Source organism: Microbispora sp. ATCC PTA-5024, from assembly GCF_000511135.2.
Taxonomy (GTDB): domain Bacteria; phylum Actinomycetota; class Actinomycetes; order Streptosporangiales; family Streptosporangiaceae; genus Microbispora; species Microbispora corallina.
Genome location: NZ_KI866524.1, coordinates 16,633 through 35,520, shown reverse-complemented (window position 1 = coordinate 35,520; position 18,888 = coordinate 16,633). Strand labels below are relative to the sequence as shown.

General features: G+C 71.8%; 17 protein-coding genes and 1 pseudogene. 12 read left to right on the top strand and 6 right to left on the bottom strand.

The features are described from left to right. A partial coding sequence (locus MPTA5024_RS42390) for a DivIVA domain-containing protein (protein ID WP_198167313.1) occupies positions 1 to 416 on the top strand: 416 nt, incomplete at its 5' end. Between the two features lie 111 nt (positions 417 to 527). After that, positions 528 to 2,159, top strand: coding sequence for a M1 family metallopeptidase (locus tag MPTA5024_RS20875; protein ID WP_084369987.1), 1,632 nt, complete (start codon positions 528 to 530; stop codon positions 2,157 to 2,159). 3 nt (positions 2,160 to 2,162) lie between these two features. On the opposite strand, the gene MPTA5024_RS20870 is transcribed toward MPTA5024_RS20875, so the two are convergent. Continuing rightward, complete coding sequence (locus tag MPTA5024_RS20870; protein WP_036327139.1) at positions 2,163 to 3,662, bottom strand: PucR family transcriptional regulator; 1,500 nt, start codon at positions 3,660 to 3,662, stop codon at positions 2,163 to 2,165. Between the two features lie 93 nt (positions 3,663 to 3,755). Between MPTA5024_RS20870 and MPTA5024_RS20865 the strand changes: the two genes are divergently transcribed. The 4 genes from MPTA5024_RS20865 to MPTA5024_RS20850 are packed head-to-tail and all read left to right on the top strand — an operon-like array spanning position 3,756 to position 7,648. Continuing rightward, positions 3,756 to 5,177 carry a purine-cytosine permease family protein gene (locus MPTA5024_RS20865; protein ID WP_036327137.1) on the top strand — a complete coding sequence of 474 codons (1,422 nt, stop codon included), beginning with the start codon at positions 3,756 to 3,758 and terminating at the stop codon, positions 5,175 to 5,177. After that, positions 5,174 to 6,040, top strand: a complete 867-nt coding sequence (locus tag MPTA5024_RS20860; RefSeq protein WP_051458467.1) for a nitrilase-related carbon-nitrogen hydrolase — start codon at positions 5,174 to 5,176, stop codon at positions 6,038 to 6,040. Before MPTA5024_RS20865 ends, MPTA5024_RS20860 begins: the two co-directional genes overlap by 4 nt. Beyond that, complete coding sequence (gene speB, locus MPTA5024_RS20855; RefSeq protein ID WP_036327135.1) at positions 6,037 to 6,984, top strand: agmatinase; 948 nt, start codon at positions 6,037 to 6,039, stop codon at positions 6,982 to 6,984. Before MPTA5024_RS20860 ends, speB begins: the two co-directional genes overlap by 4 nt. A 22-nt stretch (positions 6,985 to 7,006) precedes the next feature. Continuing rightward, positions 7,007 to 7,648 (top strand): cyclase family protein, encoded by a 642-nt coding sequence (locus MPTA5024_RS20850; protein WP_036327133.1) that lies wholly within the window; start codon positions 7,007 to 7,009, stop codon positions 7,646 to 7,648. On the opposite strand, the gene MPTA5024_RS20845 is transcribed toward MPTA5024_RS20850, so the two are convergent. Next, complete coding sequence (locus tag MPTA5024_RS20845) at positions 7,645 to 8,133, bottom strand: Lrp/AsnC family transcriptional regulator (RefSeq protein WP_036327130.1); 489 nt, start codon at positions 8,131 to 8,133, stop codon at positions 7,645 to 7,647. The genes MPTA5024_RS20850 and MPTA5024_RS20845 overlap by 4 nt on opposite strands. A gap of 230 nt (positions 8,134 to 8,363) precedes the next feature. Between MPTA5024_RS20845 and MPTA5024_RS20840 the strand changes: the two genes are divergently transcribed. From MPTA5024_RS20840 to MPTA5024_RS20815, 6 genes are all read left to right on the top strand, one after another. After that, on the top strand, positions 8,364 to 9,797 hold the full coding sequence (locus MPTA5024_RS20840; RefSeq protein ID WP_036327127.1) for a gamma-aminobutyraldehyde dehydrogenase: 1,434 nt from the start codon (positions 8,364 to 8,366) through the stop codon (positions 9,795 to 9,797). Between the two features lie 64 nt (positions 9,798 to 9,861). Further along, complete coding sequence (locus MPTA5024_RS20835; protein ID WP_036327125.1) at positions 9,862 to 11,010, top strand: ABC transporter ATP-binding protein; 1,149 nt, start codon at positions 9,862 to 9,864, stop codon at positions 11,008 to 11,010. A 27-nt stretch (positions 11,011 to 11,037) separates the two neighbouring features. Then, on the top strand, positions 11,038 to 12,294 hold the full coding sequence (locus tag MPTA5024_RS20830; protein ID WP_036327124.1) for a polyamine ABC transporter substrate-binding protein: 1,257 nt from the start codon (positions 11,038 to 11,040) through the stop codon (positions 12,292 to 12,294). Further along, positions 12,291 to 13,154, top strand: a complete 864-nt coding sequence (locus MPTA5024_RS20825; RefSeq protein ID WP_036327123.1) for an ABC transporter permease — start codon at positions 12,291 to 12,293, stop codon at positions 13,152 to 13,154. The genes MPTA5024_RS20830 and MPTA5024_RS20825 overlap by 4 nt, the downstream gene beginning before the upstream one ends. Beyond that, entirely contained in the window at positions 13,151 to 13,936 is a 786-nt protein-coding gene (locus MPTA5024_RS20820; protein ID WP_036327121.1) for an ABC transporter permease, read from the top strand. Before MPTA5024_RS20825 ends, MPTA5024_RS20820 begins: the two co-directional genes overlap by 4 nt. Positions 13,937 to 13,991: 55 nt before the next feature. Next, positions 13,992 to 15,386 carry an NAD(P)/FAD-dependent oxidoreductase gene (locus MPTA5024_RS20815; protein WP_036327119.1) on the top strand — a complete coding sequence of 465 codons (1,395 nt, stop codon included), beginning with the start codon at positions 13,992 to 13,994 and terminating at the stop codon, positions 15,384 to 15,386. Positions 15,387 to 15,423: 37 nt separating this feature from the next. Here the strand turns inward: MPTA5024_RS20815 and MPTA5024_RS20810 are convergent, their stop codons facing one another. The 4 genes and pseudogenes from MPTA5024_RS20810 to MPTA5024_RS42385 all read right to left on the bottom strand — a co-directional run. Beyond that, positions 15,424 to 16,128 carry a GNAT family N-acetyltransferase gene (locus tag MPTA5024_RS20810; protein ID WP_198167311.1) on the bottom strand — a complete coding sequence of 235 codons (705 nt, stop codon included), beginning with the start codon at positions 16,126 to 16,128 and terminating at the stop codon, positions 15,424 to 15,426. 31 nt (positions 16,129 to 16,159) lie between these two features. Beyond that, positions 16,160 to 17,032, bottom strand: a complete 873-nt coding sequence (locus tag MPTA5024_RS20805; RefSeq protein WP_036327117.1) for an aryldialkylphosphatase — start codon at positions 17,030 to 17,032, stop codon at positions 16,160 to 16,162. A 53-nt stretch (positions 17,033 to 17,085) separates the two neighbouring features. Then, a complete protein-coding gene (locus MPTA5024_RS20800) occupies positions 17,086 to 18,366 on the bottom strand; it encodes a glycosyltransferase (RefSeq protein WP_084369885.1) in 1,281 nt (426 codons plus the stop codon). Next, positions 18,363 to 18,888, bottom strand: a pseudogene (locus MPTA5024_RS42385) (hypothetical protein); the annotation flags it as partial. The gene MPTA5024_RS20800 and the pseudogene MPTA5024_RS42385, both read right to left, overlap by 4 nt.

Genomic DNA, 18,888 nt, shown 5'->3' with positions numbered 1-18,888 from the left:
CCTCGCCGGCCTCCGCGGCCCCGCTCGGCGCCGCATCGCCTGCCCCCGCCGCGCCGTCCGCCCCGCCGGCCGCCGCACCCCCACCTCCACCCCCAGCCCGTACGGCAGAGCCTGCTGGGGCGACACCCGCACCGCCCCGCCCGGGAACGCCGGAGTGGTGGGAGGGCCACGCCGAGAAGGTCGAGCGGGTGGCCTTCCGGCCGGGCCGGCTGGGCATGGGCTACCGGGAGGACGAGGTGGACGCCTTCCTCGACCGGGTGGTCGAGACGCTCCGCGGCACCGCCGACCGGCCGCTGACCCCCGACGAGGTCCGGGCGGCCACGTTCTCCACGGTGATGTTCCGCCCCGGGTACGCGATCACCGAGGTGGACGGCTTCCTGAACGAAATCGCCGGCATCCTCGAACGCCGCCCCTGACTCCCCTCGAGCCGGGGACCACCGTACACACCGGTCCGGACGACCAGACCGAAGCCTGACCGAAATGGAATAAGTACATATTTGCCGGGGCGATGCACCACGATGGTGGCCATGCCTCGCAGATCCCCCCTTGCGGCGCTTGCCGCCGCCGGTCTGACCTTGCTCACAACCGCAGTCACCCCCACGGTCACCCCCACGGCCGCCCTCGCCGACACGCCCGGAGGGGATGACGCCCCCCTCACCGTCACCGTCCAGGACGCGCGCTCCGGCGACGCCCGGCCCGCTGACGCCGGCGCCGCCCTGGAGGCCGGTCCGCGCGATGCCGCCGCCCTGGAGGCCGGCGCCCGCCGCACGGCCTCCCGCGAGCGCGGCACGGCGGCCCTCGCGACCGCTCGCCGCACGACCCTCCGGGACGCGTCCCGCACCGAGTCGAAGGACACCTTCACGCCCGGCTCCGCCGGCCTCGGCGACCCGTACTTCCCGCTGGCGGGCAACGGCGGCTACGACGTGGGCCACTACGACATCGCCCTGCGGTTCGACCCCAGGACCCACCGCATCTCCGCGACCACGACCATCAAGGCCACCGCGACCAAGAACCTCTCCCGGTTCGACCTCGACTACTCCGGACCGGCGATCACGAAGCTGGAGGTGAACGGGAAGCGGGCCTCCTACCGCCGCAAGGGCCAGGAGCTCGTGGTCACCCCCAAGGAGGGACTGCCGTCGGGCGCCGCCTTCACGGTCGAGGTGTCGTACGCGGGCGCGCCGAAGGCGATCAACGACAAGGCCCTCGGGCTGGAGGGCTGGATCAACACCAAGGACGGCGCCACCGTGGTGTCCGAGCCGGACGGCGCCCGCAGCTGGTTCCCGGCCAACGACAACCCGCAGGACAAGGCGACCTTCGGCTTCCGCGTCTCGGTCCCGGTGGGCCTGACGGTCCTGGCCAACGGCGAGCCGAAGAACCCCGGGATCGTCCCCGTCAGGAACGGCTACACCACGGTCAGGTGGGAGATGTCCCAGCCGATGGCGACGTACCTCGCGATGATCGCGATCGGGAAGTTCAAGGTCACCGAGGGCGCCGTCGCGGGCGTGCCGAACATCACGGCCTACGACCCGGCGGTCGCCAAGAAGTCGAAGTACCTGCACCGCACCACGGCCAAGGCCATCGCCTGGGAGTCGAAGGTCTTCGGCGGCTACCCGTTCTCCTCCACCGGCGGCATCGGCGACAAGCTGAACGTGGGATACGCGCTGGAGACGCAGGGCAGGCCGGTGTACGACGGCGGCCCGAGCGAGGACCTGGAGATCGTGCACGAGCTGGCCCACCAGTGGTTCGGCGACAGCGTCGGCCTGCGGAGCTGGAAGGACATCTGGCTCAACGAGGGCTTCGCGACGTACGCCGAGTGGCTCTACCAGGAGCAGCACGGCGGCCCGTCGGCCCAGTCGATCTTCGACAAGCACTACAGGCAGAAGGGCGCGTTCTGGGACACGAAGACGGGCAACCCCGGCCGGGCCGACATGTTCGACTGGGAGGCGGTCTACCTGCGCGGCGGCATGACCCTGCACGCCCTGCGCAAGAAGATCGGCGACGACACCTTCTTCACGCTCCTCAAGACCTGGACCGAGGACAACAAGTACGGGACGGTCACGACCCGCGACTTCGTCGACCTCGCGGAGAAGCTGTCGGGCCAGGACCTCGACCCGCTCTTCGACGCGTGGCTCTACAAGGCCGCCAAGCCGAAGCTGTAGGGCTCACGGATCCCAGGTGATCCGGCCGAGCTGCCCGGCGGCCCGGATCGCCAGCCACACCTCGGCGAAGTCACCGGTCGCGGACAGGTCGCGGCCGGTGAGCGCCCCGAACCTGCGCAACCGGTAGGACAGCGTGTTCGGGTGGACGTGCAGGGCCCTGGCCGCGTCGTCCACCCGGCGGTCGCGCTCCATCCACGTCCGGACGGAGGCGACGAGGCCCGAGCCGTGTTCGGCGTCGTAGCGCAGGACGTCGCCGAGCACGTGCTCGACCAGGCCGGACAGCACGCCGACGTCGTCGGGCAGCCAGCGGCCCGTCGTGTCCTCGCCGTAGCCGACGACGGGCTGGCCCGACTCGGCGGCCCTCGACGCGGCCCATGAAGCCTCCCGCTGTGCCACCCGCAGCGAGCGTCCCGGCCGCAGCGGCCTGCTGACGCCGACCGCGATGCCCGGGATCTCCCGCAGCCCGCTCGCCGCGCCGGGCCCGCCGGACGACCACGGCGTGAGCACGTACAGATCGCGGTGGTGGCGGAGCATCAGGTGGGGGTGCTCGTCGAGCGCCCGGACGACGGCGTCCTCGGCGGCGCCGCGGACCACGAGCAACGCCACGTCCTCCTCCGGCGGCAGGCCCATCCGGGAGAGCCGGCGGCGGGCGGTGGCCGGGTCGAGCGCGTCCTGCAGCAACTCGGCGAGCGTCTCGGCGCCCTGGCGGCGCAGCGTCTCGCGCTCGCTGCGCACCATGGCGACCTGGAGGGCGGCCACGGTCGCGATGTGCTGGACGACGGCCAGCCCCGCCGGGCGCGCGCCCTCCCGCTCGAACGCCACGAGGAACCCGGCCGGGCCGTCCGGCGCGGGGACGGGCAGCGCGAAGCCGCCGGGAATCGTGGGCGGCGCCTCCGCCGAGGACGGCAGCGTCACCGAGTCCGGGGGGACGGGCACGCCGGGCAGCAGCGGCCGGCCCTGGGGCGTGCTCAGGTACACGTCGTAGCCCGACAGCCGTTCCAGCCGGGTGAACAGCGCGGCGGCGTCGAGTCCCTCGGAGGCCAGCCAGCGCAGCGCGCCGAACACCTGCAGCTGCGCGCCGAGCCGCTGCCGCGCGTCCTCCTGCACGGCCGCCGCGACCTCCTGGGCGACCGCGATGAACGGGACGGCCAGCGGCACCTCCAGCACCGGGAACCCGCGCTCCTCGGCGGCGTCGAGGAACCCGCGGCGCAGCGGCGGCACGTGCAGACCGGCGCTCAGGGCGAGCCCGGCGACCCCGGCGTCGTCGAGCCGCTCGAGATAGGCCCGCTGGGCGGCGGCCCCGCGGGGGACGCCGATGCCGGTCGTCATGATCAGCTCGGCGCCGAGCAGCCAGGGGGTGGGGTCCTCCAGCTCGCTCACATGGGCCCAGGACACCGACCGGCCCAGCCCGCGCTCGCCCGCCACCACCCGAAGCTGAAGCGCGGGCGAGCGCACCAGGTCCTCGACGGTCGCGGGGCCGTCGTCTGCTTTGTGCCCATCCACAAACGTCACCTTATTTCCCGTGATGGTGACAATTGTCCGGCTGAACGGGCGGACGGCAGACTCGACCAATCTCCCCATGACCAGGAGGAATGTATGACCACGACTGCGGCCTCCCCCGCGGGAGGAATCGAGGTCCGTTCCATCGACTACGTGCCGGAGACCGAGCGCCACGGCAAGGTCTGGCACCAGGGCCCGTTCTGGTTCTGCGGCAACTTCCAGCCCTACACGGTCGCGCTCGGCTTCATCGGCCCGGCGATGGGCCTGTCCCTCGGGTGGACCTCGCTCGCCAGCGCCCTCGGCGTGCTGTTCGGGACGTTCTTCATGGCGTTCCACGCCTCGCAGGGGCCGTGGCTCGGGCTGCCGCAGATGGTGCAGTCGCGGGCCCAGCTCGGGTACCGCGGCGTGGTGGTGGCCCTCGCGGGCACGCTGTTCACCTACGTCGGCTTCAACGTCATCGACACGGTCATCGTCGACAACGGCCTCAACGCGGTCTTCGGCTGGAGCAAGCCGGTGGTCGGCCTGGTCATCACGGTCGTGGCGGCCGTGCTCGCCGTCTACGGCTACGACTGGATGCACCGGGCGTTCCAGGTGCTGTTCTGGATCTCGCTGCCGCTGTGGCTCGTGCTGACCGTCGCCGTCCTGGCCGGGGGAGCGGGCGGGAAGGCCCCGGCGGCCGGGGGCTTCACCTGGGTCGCCTTCATGGTCCAGTTCGCCGTGGCCGCCTCCTACAACATCACCTACGCGCCGTACGTCTCGGACTACTCCCGCTACCTGCCGCGGCGGACCAGGACCTCGCACATCGTGTGGTCGGTCTTCTTCGGCGCCTCGGCCTCCCCGCTGTGGCTGATCCCCATCGGCGCCTGGATGGCCACCCGCCTCGGGGTGAGCGACCCGCTGGTCGGCATCCACGACGCGGGGGAGAACGTGGTCACCGGTCTCGGCGGCGTGCTCACCGTCGTGTCGGTGCTCGTTCTCGTGGCCACCATGGGCCTCAACGCGTACAGCGGCATGCTGACGGTCGTGACGGCGGTGGACACGGTGCGTCCGGTGACGCCGACGCGGTCGATCCGGATCGTCACGGTCCTCGTCCTCGCCGTCGTGTCGGCGTTCGTCGGCATGGTCCTCATCACGGACTTCTCGACCGCGTTCACCAACGCGCAGCTCATCATGCTGTACGTCCTGGTGCCCTGGACCGCCGTGAACCTCGTCGACTACTTCTTCGTCCGGCGCGGCCACTACGCGATCACCCACCTGTTCCGCAAGGACGGCATCTACGGGATGTGGGCGTGGCGCGGCCTCGTCTCCTACCTGGCCGGCCTGGCCGCCATGGTCCCGTTCGTCGTGCTGAGCTTCTTCACGGGGCCGGTGGCCGCCGCGATCGGCGGCGTGGACGTCGCGTTCGCGGTCGGGCTGGTCGTGGCCGGCGGCGTCTACCTGGCGCTGTGCCGCACGCTCGACGTCGCCTCCGAGGAGTCGGTCGTCGAGGCCAGCGAGCGCGAGCTGGTCAGCCTGTGACCGCCACGGCGCGGGTGGCCGTCGCGCAGCTCCCCCTGCAGGTGGGGCGGGCGGCCGGCAACCGGGAGGCGGCCGCCGCCGCGGTCGCCGAGGCCGCCGCGGCCGGGGCCCGGCTCGTGGTGCTGCCCGAGCTCGTCAACAGCGGCTACGTCTTCACCGGGCCGGAGGAGGCGAGGGCGCTCGCCGAGCCGCCCGACGGGCCGACGGTTTCGCAGTGGGAGCGCCTGGCCCGCGCGCACGACCTGGTGATCGTCGGCGGGTTCTGCGAGCAGACCCCGGACGGGGTGCGCAACAGCCAGGCGATGGTCGACCCCGGCGGGCTGCGGGCCGTCTACCGCAAGGCCCACCTGTGGCACGACGAGCAGGACGTGTTCACCCCGGGCGGTGAGCGTCCGCCCGTGGTCGAGACCGCGATCGGCCGCGTCGGGATGATGGTCTGCTACGACCTGGAGTTTCCTGAGTGGGTGCGCGCCGCCGCGCTGGCGGGGGCCGATGTGCTGGCCGTGTCCACCAACTGGCCGTCCTCACCGGTGCCGGCGGGGGAGCGGCCGGTGCTGGTCGCGCACGCGCAGGTGGCCGCGGCCGCGAACCGCATGTTCGTCGCGGTCGCCGACCGCTGCGCCGCCGAGCGGGGCGTGGGATGGGTGTGCGGCACCTCGATCATGGGCCCGGACGGCTACCCGCTCGCGGGACCGCTGCTGCAGGACCGCGCCGCCGTGCTGGTGGCCGACTGCGACCTGTCCGAGGCGCGGGACAAGGCGGTCGGGCCGCGCAACGACGTCCACCGGGACCGCCGGGCCGACCTGTACGACGGCCACCGGGACGACACGAACACCGAGAAGAAGGGCAGGCACACGTCATGACCGAGCCACGGGGGCCCGTCGACTCCTCCCGCGTCCCCCGCTTCGCGGGGCCTGCGACCTTCGCGCGGTTGCCGCGCATCGACGAGGTGGAGCGCGCGGACGTGGCGGTCGTGGGCGTGCCGTTCGACAGCGGCGTGTCCTACCGGCCGGGGGCCCGCTTCGGCCCGTCCGCCGTGCGTGAGGCGAGCCGCCTGCTCCGGCCGTACCATCCGGGGCTCGACGTGTCGCCGTTCGAGGCCGTGCAGGTCGCCGACGCCGGGGACGTGGCGGTCAACCCGTTCGACATCAGGGAGGCCGTCGAGACGCTGGAGGGGGCGGCGTCCGCGCTCATGGCGGGCGGCACCCGGCTCGTCACGATCGGCGGCGACCACACGATCGCGCTGCCGCTGCTGCGGGCGGCGGCCCGGGAGCACGGTCCCGTCGCGCTGCTGCACTTCGACGCGCACCTCGACACCTGGGACACCTACTTCGGAGCCGAGTACACCCACGGCACTCCGTTCCGCAGGGCCGTGGAGGAGGGCGTCCTCGACACCGAGGCACTGAGTCACGTCGGCATCCGCGGGCCGCTGTACGCGAAGAAGGACCTCGACGACGACCACCGGTTGGGGTTCGGCGTCGTCACCAGCGCCGACGTGATGCGGCGGGGGGTCGACGAGGTGGCCGCGGCGCTGCGGGAGCGGATCGGCGGCCGGCCGCTGTACGTGTCCGTCGACATCGACGTGCTCGACCCGGCCCACGCGCCGGGCACCGGGACGCCCGAGGCGGGCGGGCTGACCAGCCGCGAACTCCTGGAGATCCTGCGCGGGCTCGCCGGATGCGACCTCGTCGGTGCGGACGTGGTGGAGGTCGCCCCGGCGTACGATCACGCGGAGATGACCGCGGTCGCGGCCTCCCACGTGGCGTACGACCTGGTGAGCCTCCTCGCGGTCACGGAGAAGCACTGAGCCCTGGAGAAGGCGAGGCAGCGTGTTCGTCGACCTGTCGGTGCCCCTGGTCACCGGGATGCCGGTCTATCCCGGCGACCCCGAGGTGGAGATCGTCCCGGCGCTCACCACGGCCGCCGAGGGCGTCAACGTGCTCGCCCTGCACCTCGGGTCGCAGTCGGGCACCCACGTGGACGCGCCGTACCACGTGGACGACGCGCTCCCCGCCCTGGACGACCTGCCGCTGGAGCGCTTCGTGGGCCCGGCGGCGGTCGCCGACGCTCGCGGGCTGCCGCCCCGGTCGCCGATCCCGCCGGAGACGCTCGCGCCCCACCTTTCGCCCGGAGTGATCCTGCTCGTCGCGACGGGCTGGGCCGGTCGGTGGGGGACCGCGGAGTACCTGGAGCACCCCTTCCTCTCGCCGGAGGCCGCCGGCCTGGTGGTCGCGTCGGGCGTGCGCACGGTCGGGATCGACGCGCTGAGCGTGGACCCCACGCCGGCCGAGGACCTTCCGGCGCACCGGGCCCTGTGCGGCGCCCACGCCGTCATCGCGGAGAACCTGCGCAACCTCGATCCGCTCCTGGAGGCGCAGGCGGCCGGTCGCGCGATCGAGGTGTCGCTGCTGCCGATCCTGCTCCCGAGGGCCGACGGCGCGCCCGTGCGCGCGGTCGCGAGGATCGTCTAGCGGGTGCCCCAGGAATAGGTCTGCTTGTGGAGCTTGAGGTAGACGAAGGTCTCGGTCGCCCGCACGCTCGGGATGGCCCGGATCTTCCCGAGGATCTCCAGCAGATGGCTGTCACCCTCGCAGACCACCTCGACCATGATGTCCACCGAGCCCGCGGTGAGCACCACGTAGTCGATCTCCTCGATCGACGACAGCTCGTCGGCCACCGACTCCAGGTCGCCCTCGCACTTGATGGAGATCATGGCCTGCCGCGGGAACCCGAGCGTGAGCGGGTCGGTCACCGCGACGATCTGCATCACGCCGAGGTCGAGCAGCCGCTGCACCCGCTGGCGAACCGCAGCCTCCGACAGCCCCACCGCCTTGCCGATCGCCGCGTACGGCTTTCGCCCGTCCGTCTGGAGCTGCTCGATGATCTGCTTGGAGATCTCGTCCAGCACCACCGGCCCACCCTTGGCGGCCGCGCGTACCTTTGGCGGTGTCGTCATCCTCGGGGGGTGTCCTCTCTAGCCGGGCGAGCGGGGGAAAGCCCTTACGTACCTCGTGTTACGCGGCCGTTCCTGACATGTTGCGGTCGTGGTCTGACATGTTGTCAGCTCAATCGCCTCTGTCAAGCGATTTCGTAGCAATTTGGTATCTTAGCCACGAAATCCCTTGTTCATGTCGTGTTTGTCTGCCAGAGTCGCGACAACTCAGCCACCTCACCAGGAGGTCAACGGTGACCACCCGTCTCCAGAACTTCGTGAACGGGAAGTTCGTCGACGCAACGAGCGGCCGTTTCTCCGACGTCGTAGACCCTACGACGGGGGAGGTCTACGCTCAGGCGCCGGTGTCGGGTCAGGAGGACGTCGACGCCGCGTACGCCGCCGCGTCGGCCGCGTTCGAGACGTGGGGTCAGACGACGCCGGGCGAGCGCGCCGCGCTGCTGCTCAAGGTCGCCGACGCGATCGAGGCCCGCGCCGACGAGATCAACGAGGCGGAGTGCCGCAACACCGGCAAGCCGCGCGCCCGGATGGCCGAGGACGAGACCCCGGTCGCCTCCGACCACTTCCGCTTCTTCGCCGGCGCCGCCCGCACGCTGGAGGGCCCGACGGCCGGGGAGTTCCTCGCCGACCACACCTCCGTGATCCGGCACGAGCCGATCGGCGTCGTCGGCCAGGTCACCCCGTGGAACTACCCCATGATGATGGCGGTCTGGAAGATCGCCCCGGCGCTGGCCGCCGGCAACACCATCGTCCTCAAGCCGTCCGACACCACTCCCGCCTCGACCCTCAAGCTGGCCGAGATCCTGGGCGACGTGCTCCCGCCCGGCGTCTTCAACGTGGTCACCGGCGACCGCGAGACCGGCGCCCTGGTGGTCTCGCACCCGGCCGCGAGCATGGTCGCCATCACCGGCTCGGTGGGCGCGGGCATGTCGGTCGCCCGCTCGGCCGCCGACGACCTCAAGCGCGTCCACCTGGAGCTGGGCGGCAAGGCCCCGGTCGTCGTCTTCGAGGACGTCAAGGACATCAAGGCCGTCGCCGAGGGCATCGCCGGGGCGGGCCTGTACAACGCCGGCCAGGACTGCACCGCGGCGTGCCGGATCCTGGTCCACGAGAGCATTCACGACGAGTTCGCCGCGGCCCTCACCGAGGCCGCCGCGAACACCAAGGTGGGCGGCCTCGACGAGGAGGACGCCTACTTCGGCCCGCTGAACAACCCCAACCAGCTGGCCAGGGTCGAGGGCTTCTTCGAGCGGCTCCCCGAGCACGCGAAGGTCCTCACGGGCGGCGCCCGCCTCGGCGACAAGGGCTTCTTCTTCGCCCCGACCGTCGTCGACGGGCTCCGCCAGGACGACGAGATGGTCCAGGACGAGGTCTTCGGGCCCGTCATGACGATCCAGACCTTCACCGACGAGGCCGACGCCCTCGCCAAGGCGAACGGCGTCCGCTACGGCCTGTCGGGGTCGGTCTGGACCTCCGACCACGGCCGGGCGATGCGGATGTCGAAGAGGCTCGACTTCGGCGTCGTCTGGGTCAACACCCACATCCCGTTCGTGTCGGAGATGCCGCACGGCGGCTTCAAGCACTCCGGCTACGGCAAGGACCTGTCCGTCTTCGGCCTGCACGACTACACGCGGGTCAAGCACGTCATGCACTACATCGGCGAATAGGGCTCCGTCGGCGGGCGAGGCAGAGCCGGCCCCGGACCTATTGATAAAGAGGGATAAGCCTGGAATGACAGAAATCCAGGCGGGCGCGGGGGCAGCCGTCGAGGCTGCCCCCGTATCACAGGACGTGCCCGCCATCGAGCTCGACAACGTCGTCAAGGAGTATGTCTCGCACGGTGAGGTCGTAAGGGCGGTCAAGGGCGTCAGCCTCGCCATCGCGGAGGGCGAGTTCTTCTCCCTCCTCGGCCCGTCGGGTTGCGGCAAGACCACCAGCATGCGGATGATCGCCGGGTTCGAGGACCCCACAGGGGGCGTCGTCAGGCTCCACGGGGAGGACGTCACGAGCGTCCCCCCGAACAAGCGTGACGTGAACATGGTCTTCCAGTCCTACGCGCTGTTCCCGCACATGAACGTCTGGGACAACGTCGCGTTCGGACTCAGGCGCAGGAAGGTGCCCGACGCCGAGATCACACGTCGCGTCGGCGAGATCCTCGAGGTCGTCGACCTCGTGGGGCGGGAGAAGCGCCGCCCGAAGGAGATGTCCGGCGGCCAGCAGCAGCGGGTCGCGCTCGCGCGCGCCCTGGTCAACCGCCCCCGCGCGCTCCTCCTCGACGAGCCCCTGGGAGCGCTCGACCTCAAGCTCCGCCAGGCCATGCAGATCGAGCTGAAGCGCATCCAGCGCGAGGTCGGCATCACGTTCGTCTACGTCACCCACGACCAGGGCGAGGCGCTCACGATGAGCGACCGCATCGCCGTCATGAACGACGGCCTGGTCGAGCAGCTGGCCGAGCCCCGCGAGATCTACGAGCGGCCCTCGACGAAGTTCGTCGCCGGGTTCATCGGCACCTCGAACCTGCTGAGCGGCGCCGTGCAGACCGTGTCCGGCGACACCGCGGTGCTGGCCCTCGGGCCGAGCGACCGGATCGTCATCCCCGTGGACGGGACGGTCTCCGCCGGCGACACCGTCGACCTCACCGTGCGGCCCGAGAAGATCACGATCGCCAAGGAGCAGCCCACGGGCGACCTGAGCGTCGTGCGGGGGACCGTCTCCGAGGTCGTCTACCTCGGCACGTACAACAGCTACCTGGTGGTCCTCGCGGACGGCGCGGAGATCACCGTGTTCGAGCAGAACGCCCATGACAGCACCATCACCGCGGAGCGCGGCGACACGGTGTGGCTGTCCTGGCAGCCCCGGCACTCCTACGAACTGCGCTAACCGCGACACCCCCGGAGCACGAACCCCATGAACGACTTCAGGCGCGACCCCGCCTTCCTCCGTGGCTCGACCCAGCGCCGTCTCGGCCGCCGGGACGCCTTCCGCCTGGCCGGCATGTCCGCCGCCGGCCTCGCGCTCGCCGCCTGCGGCGTCCAGGGCAAGGGCGTGGCCAAGCCGACCTCCTCCGCCCAGGCCCAGTCCGAGGTGGAGAAGTACTGGGCGGGCAAGGCCAAGACCGGCCACGTCGACTTCGCCAACTGGCCCCTCTACATGGACCCCAAGCACCCCGAGCTGCAGCAGTTCACCAAGCAGACCGGGATCACGGTGACCTACAAGGAGGTCATCCAGGACAACGCGAGCTGGTTCGCCAAGATCCAGCCGCAGCTCGCCGCCGGGCAGTCCATCGGCTACGACCTCATGGTGGTCACCAACGGCATCCAGTTCACCCAGCTCGTCCAGCTCGGGTACCTCGTGCCGCTCGACCACTCCAAGCTGCCGAACTATACGGCGAACGCGGGGGAGCGGTACAAGAACGAGTCCTACGACCCGGGCAACGTCTACAGCGTGCCGTGGGCGTCGGGCATGACGGGCATCGCCTACAACCCCAAGTACGTCGACACCCCGCCGACCAGCATGGCCGACCTGTGGAACCCGAAGTACAAGGGCAAGGTCGGCATGATGTCCGACTCGCAGGAGATCGCCAACTTCGGCCTGTTCGCGCTGGGGATCGACCCGGACAAGTCCGGCCCGGCCGACTGGGAGAAGGCGGCGGCCAAGCTCAAGGAGCAGCGCGACTCCGGGATCGTCCGCAAGTACTACGACCAGTCGTACGTCGACCCGCTGAGCAAGGGCGACATCTGGCTGACGATGGCCTGGTCGGGCGACATCTTCCAGAAGAACGTCTCCGACGGCACCGACCTGAAGTTCGTGATCCCGCAGGAGGGCGCGACCATCTGGACGGACAACATGATGATCCCGAAGACCGCCTCCAACCCGGTCGACGCGATCACGCTCATCGACTTCTTCTACGACGTGAACGTCGCCGCGCACCTGGCCGAGTACATCAACTACGTCACCCCGGTCCCCGGCGCCAAGGACGTCATCGCCGCCGACGCCGGCAAGGCGAGCGGGGACGACAAGAAGCTCCTGGAGGACGTCGCCGCCAGCCCGCTGGTGTTCCCCTCCGACGCCGACCTGTCGAAGCTGCGCAGCTACAAGGTCTTCAAGGACTCGGCGGAGCAGAAGCAGTTCGAGAGCACCTTCCAGGCCATCACCACGTCATGAGCCGACTCAGGGCGGCGCTCACGCCGTACGCGCTGATCTTCCCGGGCGGTCTGTGGCTCGCGATCTTCTTCGTCGTCCCGACCGTCGTCATGCTCTCGCTGTCGCTCCAGTCCGGCGACGTGGTGAACGGGTTCGCGTTCACCTTCAACTGGCACAGCTACGTGGACGGCATCGCCAACTACCACGACCAGATCATCCGGTCCGTGCTCTACGGCCTGGCCGCGACCGTGATCCAGATCATCGTGGGCTTCCCGGTGGCGTACTGGATCGCGTTCAGGGGCGGCAGCCGCAAGTCGGTCTACCTGTTCCTGATGCTGCTGCCGTTCCTCGTGTCGTTCGTGCTGCGGACCATCTCCTGGCAGTTCTTCCTGTCGGACAACGGGCTGCTGCTCGGGCCGCTGAAGAGCGCCGGGCTGGTCCCGCAGGACTTCCACATCCTGGCGACCGGCGTCGCGGTCATCGGGGGCCTCGCGTACAACTTCCTGCCGTTCATGGTGCTGCCGATCTACGTGGCGCTGGAGCGGATCGACCCGCGGGTGCTGGAGGCGGCGCAGGACCTGTACGCCGGCAGGACGCAGACGTTCCTACGGGTGGTGCTGCCGCTGTCGATGCCGGGCGTGTTCGCCGGCGTGCTCATGACGTTCGTGCCCGCGACGTCGGACTACGTCAACGCCTCCGTCCTCGGCGGCACCGGCAACACCATGATCGGTAACGTGATCCAGAACCAGTTCCTGGTGAACCAGGACTATCCGACGGCCTCGGCGCTGTCGTTCACGCTGATGGCGCTGCTGCTGGTCGGCATCTTCGTCTACGCGCGGGCGCTCGGCACCGACGACGTGCTGGAGGTGGCCGCCCGATGAGCAGGGGCCTGTTCAGGGGCCGCGGCCTCCAGGTCTACACCTGGCTGGTGATCGCCTGGCTCGTGCTGCCGATCGCGGTCATGATCCTTTTCGGGTTCAACGACACGCACGGCCGGTTCAACACCTCCTGGCAGGGCTTCACCCTGAAGTGGTACGGCAAGCTGTTCGAGATCGACGACCTGACCAAGGCCCTGAGGAACTCGCTGGTGATCGCCGTGCTGACCATGGTGATCGCCGGGGTGCTCGGGTCGCTGATCGGGCTCGCGCTCGGCCGCTACCGCTTCCGCGGGGCCGGGGCGACGAACCTCGTCATGTTCGCGGCCATCTCCTGCGCCGAGATCGTGATGGGCGCCTCGCTGCTGTCGCTGTTCGTGACGCTCGCCGTCCCGCTGGGCTTCTGGACGATCGTGATCTCGCACGTCATGTTCTCGATCTCGTTCGTGGCCGTGACGGTCCGGGCGCGGGTCATGACGCTGGACCGGTCGCTGGAGGAGGCGGCCCGCGACCTCGGCGCCGGCACCTGGGAGACCTTCCGGCTGGTGACGCTGCCGATGATCTTCCCGGGTGTGCTGGCCGGGTCGATGCTGGCCTTCGCCCTGTCCATCGACGACTTCGTCATCACCAACTTCAACTCCGGCGGCACCGTGACGTTCCCGCTGTGGATCTGGGGCGCCACCCGCGTCGGCATCCCGCCGCAGGTGAACGTCATGGGCACGCTGATCTTCGCGGCGGGCGTGCTGATCGCTGTGGTGAACGCCCTCGCCGCCCGCCGCCGCGCCTGACCCGGCACGGCACCTGCACGGGATCTGTACGGGATCTGCAAGGGATGTGGAATGCGTGGGTCCGCTGAAGGCGCTCGCTGACGCGGAGCGCAAGCCGTACTGGCTGGACCGTCCGATCGCGCCCGAGCCGCTGCCGCGGCTCGTGGGCGACGTCACCGCCGACCTGGCCGTCGTCGGGGGCGGCTTCACCGGGCTGTGGACGGCCCTGATGGCCAAGGAGCGGGACCCCTCGCTCGACGTCGTCCTGCTGGAGGGCGGGCGCGCCGGGTGGGCCGCCTCCGGCCGCAACGGCGGGTTCTGCGCGGCCAGCCTCACCCACGGCCTCGGCAACGGGCTGGAGCGCTGGCCGGACGAGATCGCCGCGCTGGAGCGGCTCGGGCGGGAGAACCTCGGCGAGATCGAGGCGTCGCTCGCCCGGCACGGCGTGGCCTGCTCCTTCGAGCGCACCGGCGAGTTGCGCGTGGCCACCGAGGAGTGGCAGCTCGCCGGGCTCGACGAGGAGGCGGCGGTCGCCGCGTCGCTCGGCCGCCGGCTGGAGCGGCTCGACGCCGACCGGGTGCGCGCGGAGCTGGACTCCCCGACGTATCTCGGCGGCCTGTGGGACCGCGAGGGCGTGGCGATGGTCGACCCCGCCCGGCTGGCCTGGGGGTTGCGGGACGCCTGCGTCCGCCTCGGCGTCCGCGTCGCCGAGGAGACGCCGGTCCGGTCGCTGCGCGACGGCGGGCGGCTGCTGGAGCTGCGCACGCCCCAGGGTTCCGTCAGGGCCCGCCGGGTGGCGCTCGGCACCGGGGCGTTCCCCCCGCTGCTGCGACGGCTGCGGCACTTCCTCATCCCGGTCTACGACTACGCGCTCATGACCGAGCCGCTGTCCGCCGCCCAGCTGGCCGCCCTCGGATGGCGCAACCGGCAGGGCGTCGGCGACTCGGGCAACCAGTTCCACTACTACCGGCTGACCGACGACAACCGCGTCCTGTGGGGCGGCTACGACGCCGTCTACCACAACGGCGGCCTGGTCCGGCCGGAGTACGACCAGCGGGACGCCACGTTCGAGAAGCTGGCCAGGCACTTCTTCGAGACGTTCCCCCAGCTCCACGGCGTGCGCTTCACCCACCGCTGGGGCGGGGTCATCGACACCTGCAGCCGGTTCAGCGCCTTCTTCGGCACGGCGTACGGCTCCCGCCTCGCCTACGCCGCCGGGTACACCGGCCTCGGAGTCGGCGCCACCCGGTTCGGCGCGAACGTGATGCTCGACCTGCTTGACGGCCGGCCGACCGAGCGCACGTCGCTGCGGATGGTCAGGGACAAGCCCATGCCGTTCCCGCCCGAGCCGGTCAGGTCGGGCGTCGTCCAGTTCACCCGCTGGTCGATGGTCCGCGCCGACGCCCACCAGGGTCGCCGCAACGCCTGGCTGCGCATGCTCGACGCGATGGGCTTCGGCTTCGACTCCTGACTGTAGCCGGCCGGGCTCCCGAAATGCGGCGTCCGATCTAGTCGCTCAGGTGGAGCCACCAGGTGATGTCGTCGCCGACGCGGGTGAAGCCACACGCGCTGTACAGCCGCTCGCCCTCGGGGGTCGCGTTCAGCACGGCGTGCCGCGCCCCGGCAGCGCGGGCGGCCTCGCACACCGCGTGCAGCAGGCCGGTGCCGAACCCGCGCCGCCGGAAGGGCTGCCACACCTCCATGTCGAAGATCCCGGCCAGGTCGCCGTCGAGGAACGACCAGGCCCGGCCCGCGAACCGGCGGGAGCGGGTGTAGGCGGCGGCGTACCAGGCGCGGGCCGGCCGCAGCCGGGTCAGCGCCAGCAGCTCGCGGTAGGCGGGATCCGTCTCCTGGTAGTCGGCGGTGTCCTCCTGCAGCTCGATCCCGGGGACCGGGCGGCCGATCGGCCGGGACAGGTCGGCCGTCATCCACCAGGGCGCCCACCCGCGCTCGAAGCCCGCCTCCGCCAGTGGCGCCGGGTCGACGGCCGGATCGAGCCAGGCGCCCACGATGGGCCGTCCCCGGTCACGGGCCCGCTCGACGCCGCGGACGACGGCCGCGGTCGTCATCTCCCTCGGAAACATGAGGTTCTGGCCGTCCAGCCCGTCGATCCAGGTCAGCGGGCCGTCCGTCCACACCTCGCCGCCCAGGGCCCGGGCCTGGAGCAGGAACCAGCCGGTCTGGACGCGTCGGCAGTCGGCGATAGTCACCACAGCCGTACATCGTGCCATCACCGCGGACGCGTCAGGTGGTGAGCCAGCGGAGCGGGTTCTCGTGGGTGATGAGACGCAGGGTGTCGCCGTCCACGCCGGCCTCCCGCAGGGCCGGGAGGACGGCGGAGAACAGCCGGCCGTACCCGTGCCCGCCGTAGGCGGCCAGGTGCTCGCGCCGCGTCACGCCGCTGCTGAGCAGCACCCGCTCGGCGTGCCCGGCGTCCAGCAGGGCGAGGACGTCCTCGACCTCGCACACGCTGACGTACGCGCCGGTCTCGGCGATCTTGCGCTGCGCCAGCGGGTCGGCGGTGCGGGCGCTCAGCCGCCGGGGCGGCACGTTCTGCGACAGCAGCAGCTCGAGCAGCTCGAGGCCGCCGGTGGCCACCGGAAGGTCCGTGCGCAGCGACGCCCGGGCGGCGGCCGTGACGGCCCGCTCCTCGGCGGGCGTGGGGACCTCACCCCATGCCGACGCCACGATGAGGCCGGGCCGCGCGCCGGTGCCGTCGAGCCCGGCGCCGATCTCGTGCAGCAGGTCGGACGTGAGGTCCTCCACGCCGTAGCGCCGGATGAGGTCGCCGGCGAACGGCTCGGGCGCGAACCCGGTGGCGGCGACCACGGGGACCCGGCCCGCCATGGCCACCCGCGCGAGGGCGGCGGGGTCGCGGGCCAGCCCGGCGCAGCTGTGCTCGACGACCAGGCCCAGGCCGTGTTCCCGGCCCAGCGCCCTGATCTCCTCCAGGACGTACCGTTCCTCGTCGATCCACCGATGGGGATCCGACTCGACGCCGATCCCCCACCGGGTGTCGCTGCGCAGATGCTCCTGGGGCAGCACGGGACCGTCGATCTCGGCCACGGGCAGGGCTCCCGTGACGGTCTGGATGCGGGGGAAATAAGCGCCGGACATGAACGGACATTAACCGATTTTTTGCCGAAACCGCACGTGGTTCACATGATTCTTTACTGTTCGGCGGCGAGTTCCCGATAGATCTCCTCGAACCGCGCGAGCGAATGCCGGTGGTCGTGCTCGGCGGCCATGGCCAGGCTGACGGTCGACATCTCCGCGCGCAGGCGGTCCGACGTCAGCACGGCCGTCAGGTGCCGGGCCATCGCCTGGACGTCGCCCGGCCGGTAGAGGCGGCCGTTGCCGGCGACAAGGTGCGGCAGGGCCATGGCGTCGGCCGCGACGACCGGCAGCCCGCTGGCCATGGCTTCCAAAGTGGCGATGCTCTGCAGTTCGGCGACGCCCGGCATGGCGAACACGTCGGCCGCCGCGTACACCCGGGGGAGCTCGTCGTCGGGGACGAACCCGAGGAAGCGCACGCGGTCGCCCACCCCCACCCGGGCGGCGAGGCGCTCCAGGCCGGCCCGCCGCCCGCCGGTCCCGGCGATCACCGCCTGCACGTCGACGTGGTTGAGCACGTGGGGGAGCGCCAGCACGAGGTCCTCCAGGCGCTTCTCCTCGTCCAGGCGGCCCACGAACAGCACGGTGGGCCGGTCGGGCAGGCCGAACCGGCGCAGCGCCCACTCACGGGCCCATGGCCGCGGCTGGGGCCGGAACCGCTCCAGGTCGATGCCGCAGGACACGGCCTCCACGTCGCCGGCGAGGCCCTTGTCGCGCAGCAGCCCCGCCGCGATCCGGGTGGGCGTGGTCACGTGGTCGGCGCGGGCGAAGACGCGCGTGAGGTCGCGCCACGCGAGGTCCCCTGCGCGCCCGCGCAGGCGGGCCGGCACGCGGCCGAACTGGAACAGGTTGTCCGGCATGAAGTGGTTGGTCGCGACCACCGGCAGGCCGGCCGCCCGCGCGGCCCGGACCGCGGCGCGGCCCACCACGAAGTGTCCCTGGACGTGGACGACCTGCGGGCGCACCCGCGCGATGAGCCCCGCCAGCGCACGGCCGAGCCCGGCGGGCAGGCTGACCCGCATCGTGGGGTGGACGAGCAGCGGGGCCGACCGCATCCGGTGGACCACGACCCCGTCGCCGGTCTCCGTACGAGCCGGGCCCTCGGGGGAGGCGCAGACGACCTGCACCTGGCCGCCCCGGGCGGCCAGACCGGTCGCCAGGCGGTGGGTGAAGTGGGCGGCGCCGTTCACGTCGGGCGGGTAGGTGTCGCCGGCGATCAGGACCCGGAGTCGCGGGACGCGGGCCCCGGCGACGGCCAGGGCGGGCGGCTCCTCCACGGGGGCGCCGGGCAGGGCCTCCGGGGCGGCGGGGACGGATGTCAGCGGCAGGGCGTTCATCGGGCTCCGATCTCACGAGGGGGGGTTCTCATGGAGGCGGTGGCGGCCGCGGAGGCGGAGACCACCGCGGTCACGACGGTCTCGGCGGTCTCGGCGGTCGTGGCGCGCGGTGTCGTGGCGCGGGGTGTCGTGGCGCGGGGTGTCGTGGCGCGGGGTGTCGTGGCGCGGGGTGTCGTGGCGCGGGGTGTCGTGGCGCGGGGTGTCGTGGCGCCGGGGCCCGCGCCGGTGGCCGTACGGGCGAGCGCGACGGTGCCGGCCGCGGCCAGCAGCCCGGCGGCCGTGGCGGCGGCCGGGCTGGCGGGGAGGGGCTCGCCGAGGAGCAGGGCGCCGCAGGCGACGGCGGTGAGCGGGTCGGCCAGCTGGACGGAGGCGAACGCCACGCCGAAGTGGCCGCAGGCGTAGGCGCGCTGGAGGAGCGCCAGCGCCGCGACGGCGGGGAACGGCACGACCGCCAGCAGCCACAGGTGCAGGCCGGGCGCCTCCGCCAGCACCCGGACGAGCGTCGCGGCGGTGCCGTACAGG

Coding starts and splice junctions, on each gene's coding strand:
- MPTA5024_RS20875 (WP_084369987.1), top strand. CDS start 528: ATGCCTCGCAGATCCCCCCTTGCGGCGCTTGCCGCCGCCGGTCTGACC.
- MPTA5024_RS20865 (WP_036327137.1), top strand. CDS start 3,756: ATGACCACGACTGCGGCCTCCCCCGCGGGAGGAATCGAGGTCCGTTCC.
- speB (WP_036327135.1), top strand. CDS start 6,037: ATGACCGAGCCACGGGGGCCCGTCGACTCCTCCCGCGTCCCCCGCTTC.
- MPTA5024_RS20845 (WP_036327130.1), bottom strand. CDS start 8,133: ATGACGACACCGCCAAAGGTACGCGCGGCCGCCAAGGGTGGGCCGGTG.
- MPTA5024_RS20835 (WP_036327125.1), top strand. CDS start 9,862: ATGACAGAAATCCAGGCGGGCGCGGGGGCAGCCGTCGAGGCTGCCCCC.
- MPTA5024_RS20830 (WP_036327124.1), top strand. CDS start 11,038: ATGAACGACTTCAGGCGCGACCCCGCCTTCCTCCGTGGCTCGACCCAG.
- MPTA5024_RS20825 (WP_036327123.1), top strand. CDS start 12,291: ATGAGCCGACTCAGGGCGGCGCTCACGCCGTACGCGCTGATCTTCCCG.
- MPTA5024_RS20820 (WP_036327121.1), top strand. CDS start 13,151: ATGAGCAGGGGCCTGTTCAGGGGCCGCGGCCTCCAGGTCTACACCTGG.
- MPTA5024_RS20805 (WP_036327117.1), bottom strand. CDS start 17,032: ATGTCCGGCGCTTATTTCCCCCGCATCCAGACCGTCACGGGAGCCCTG.
- MPTA5024_RS20800 (WP_084369885.1), bottom strand. CDS start 18,366: ATGAACGCCCTGCCGCTGACATCCGTCCCCGCCGCCCCGGAGGCCCTG.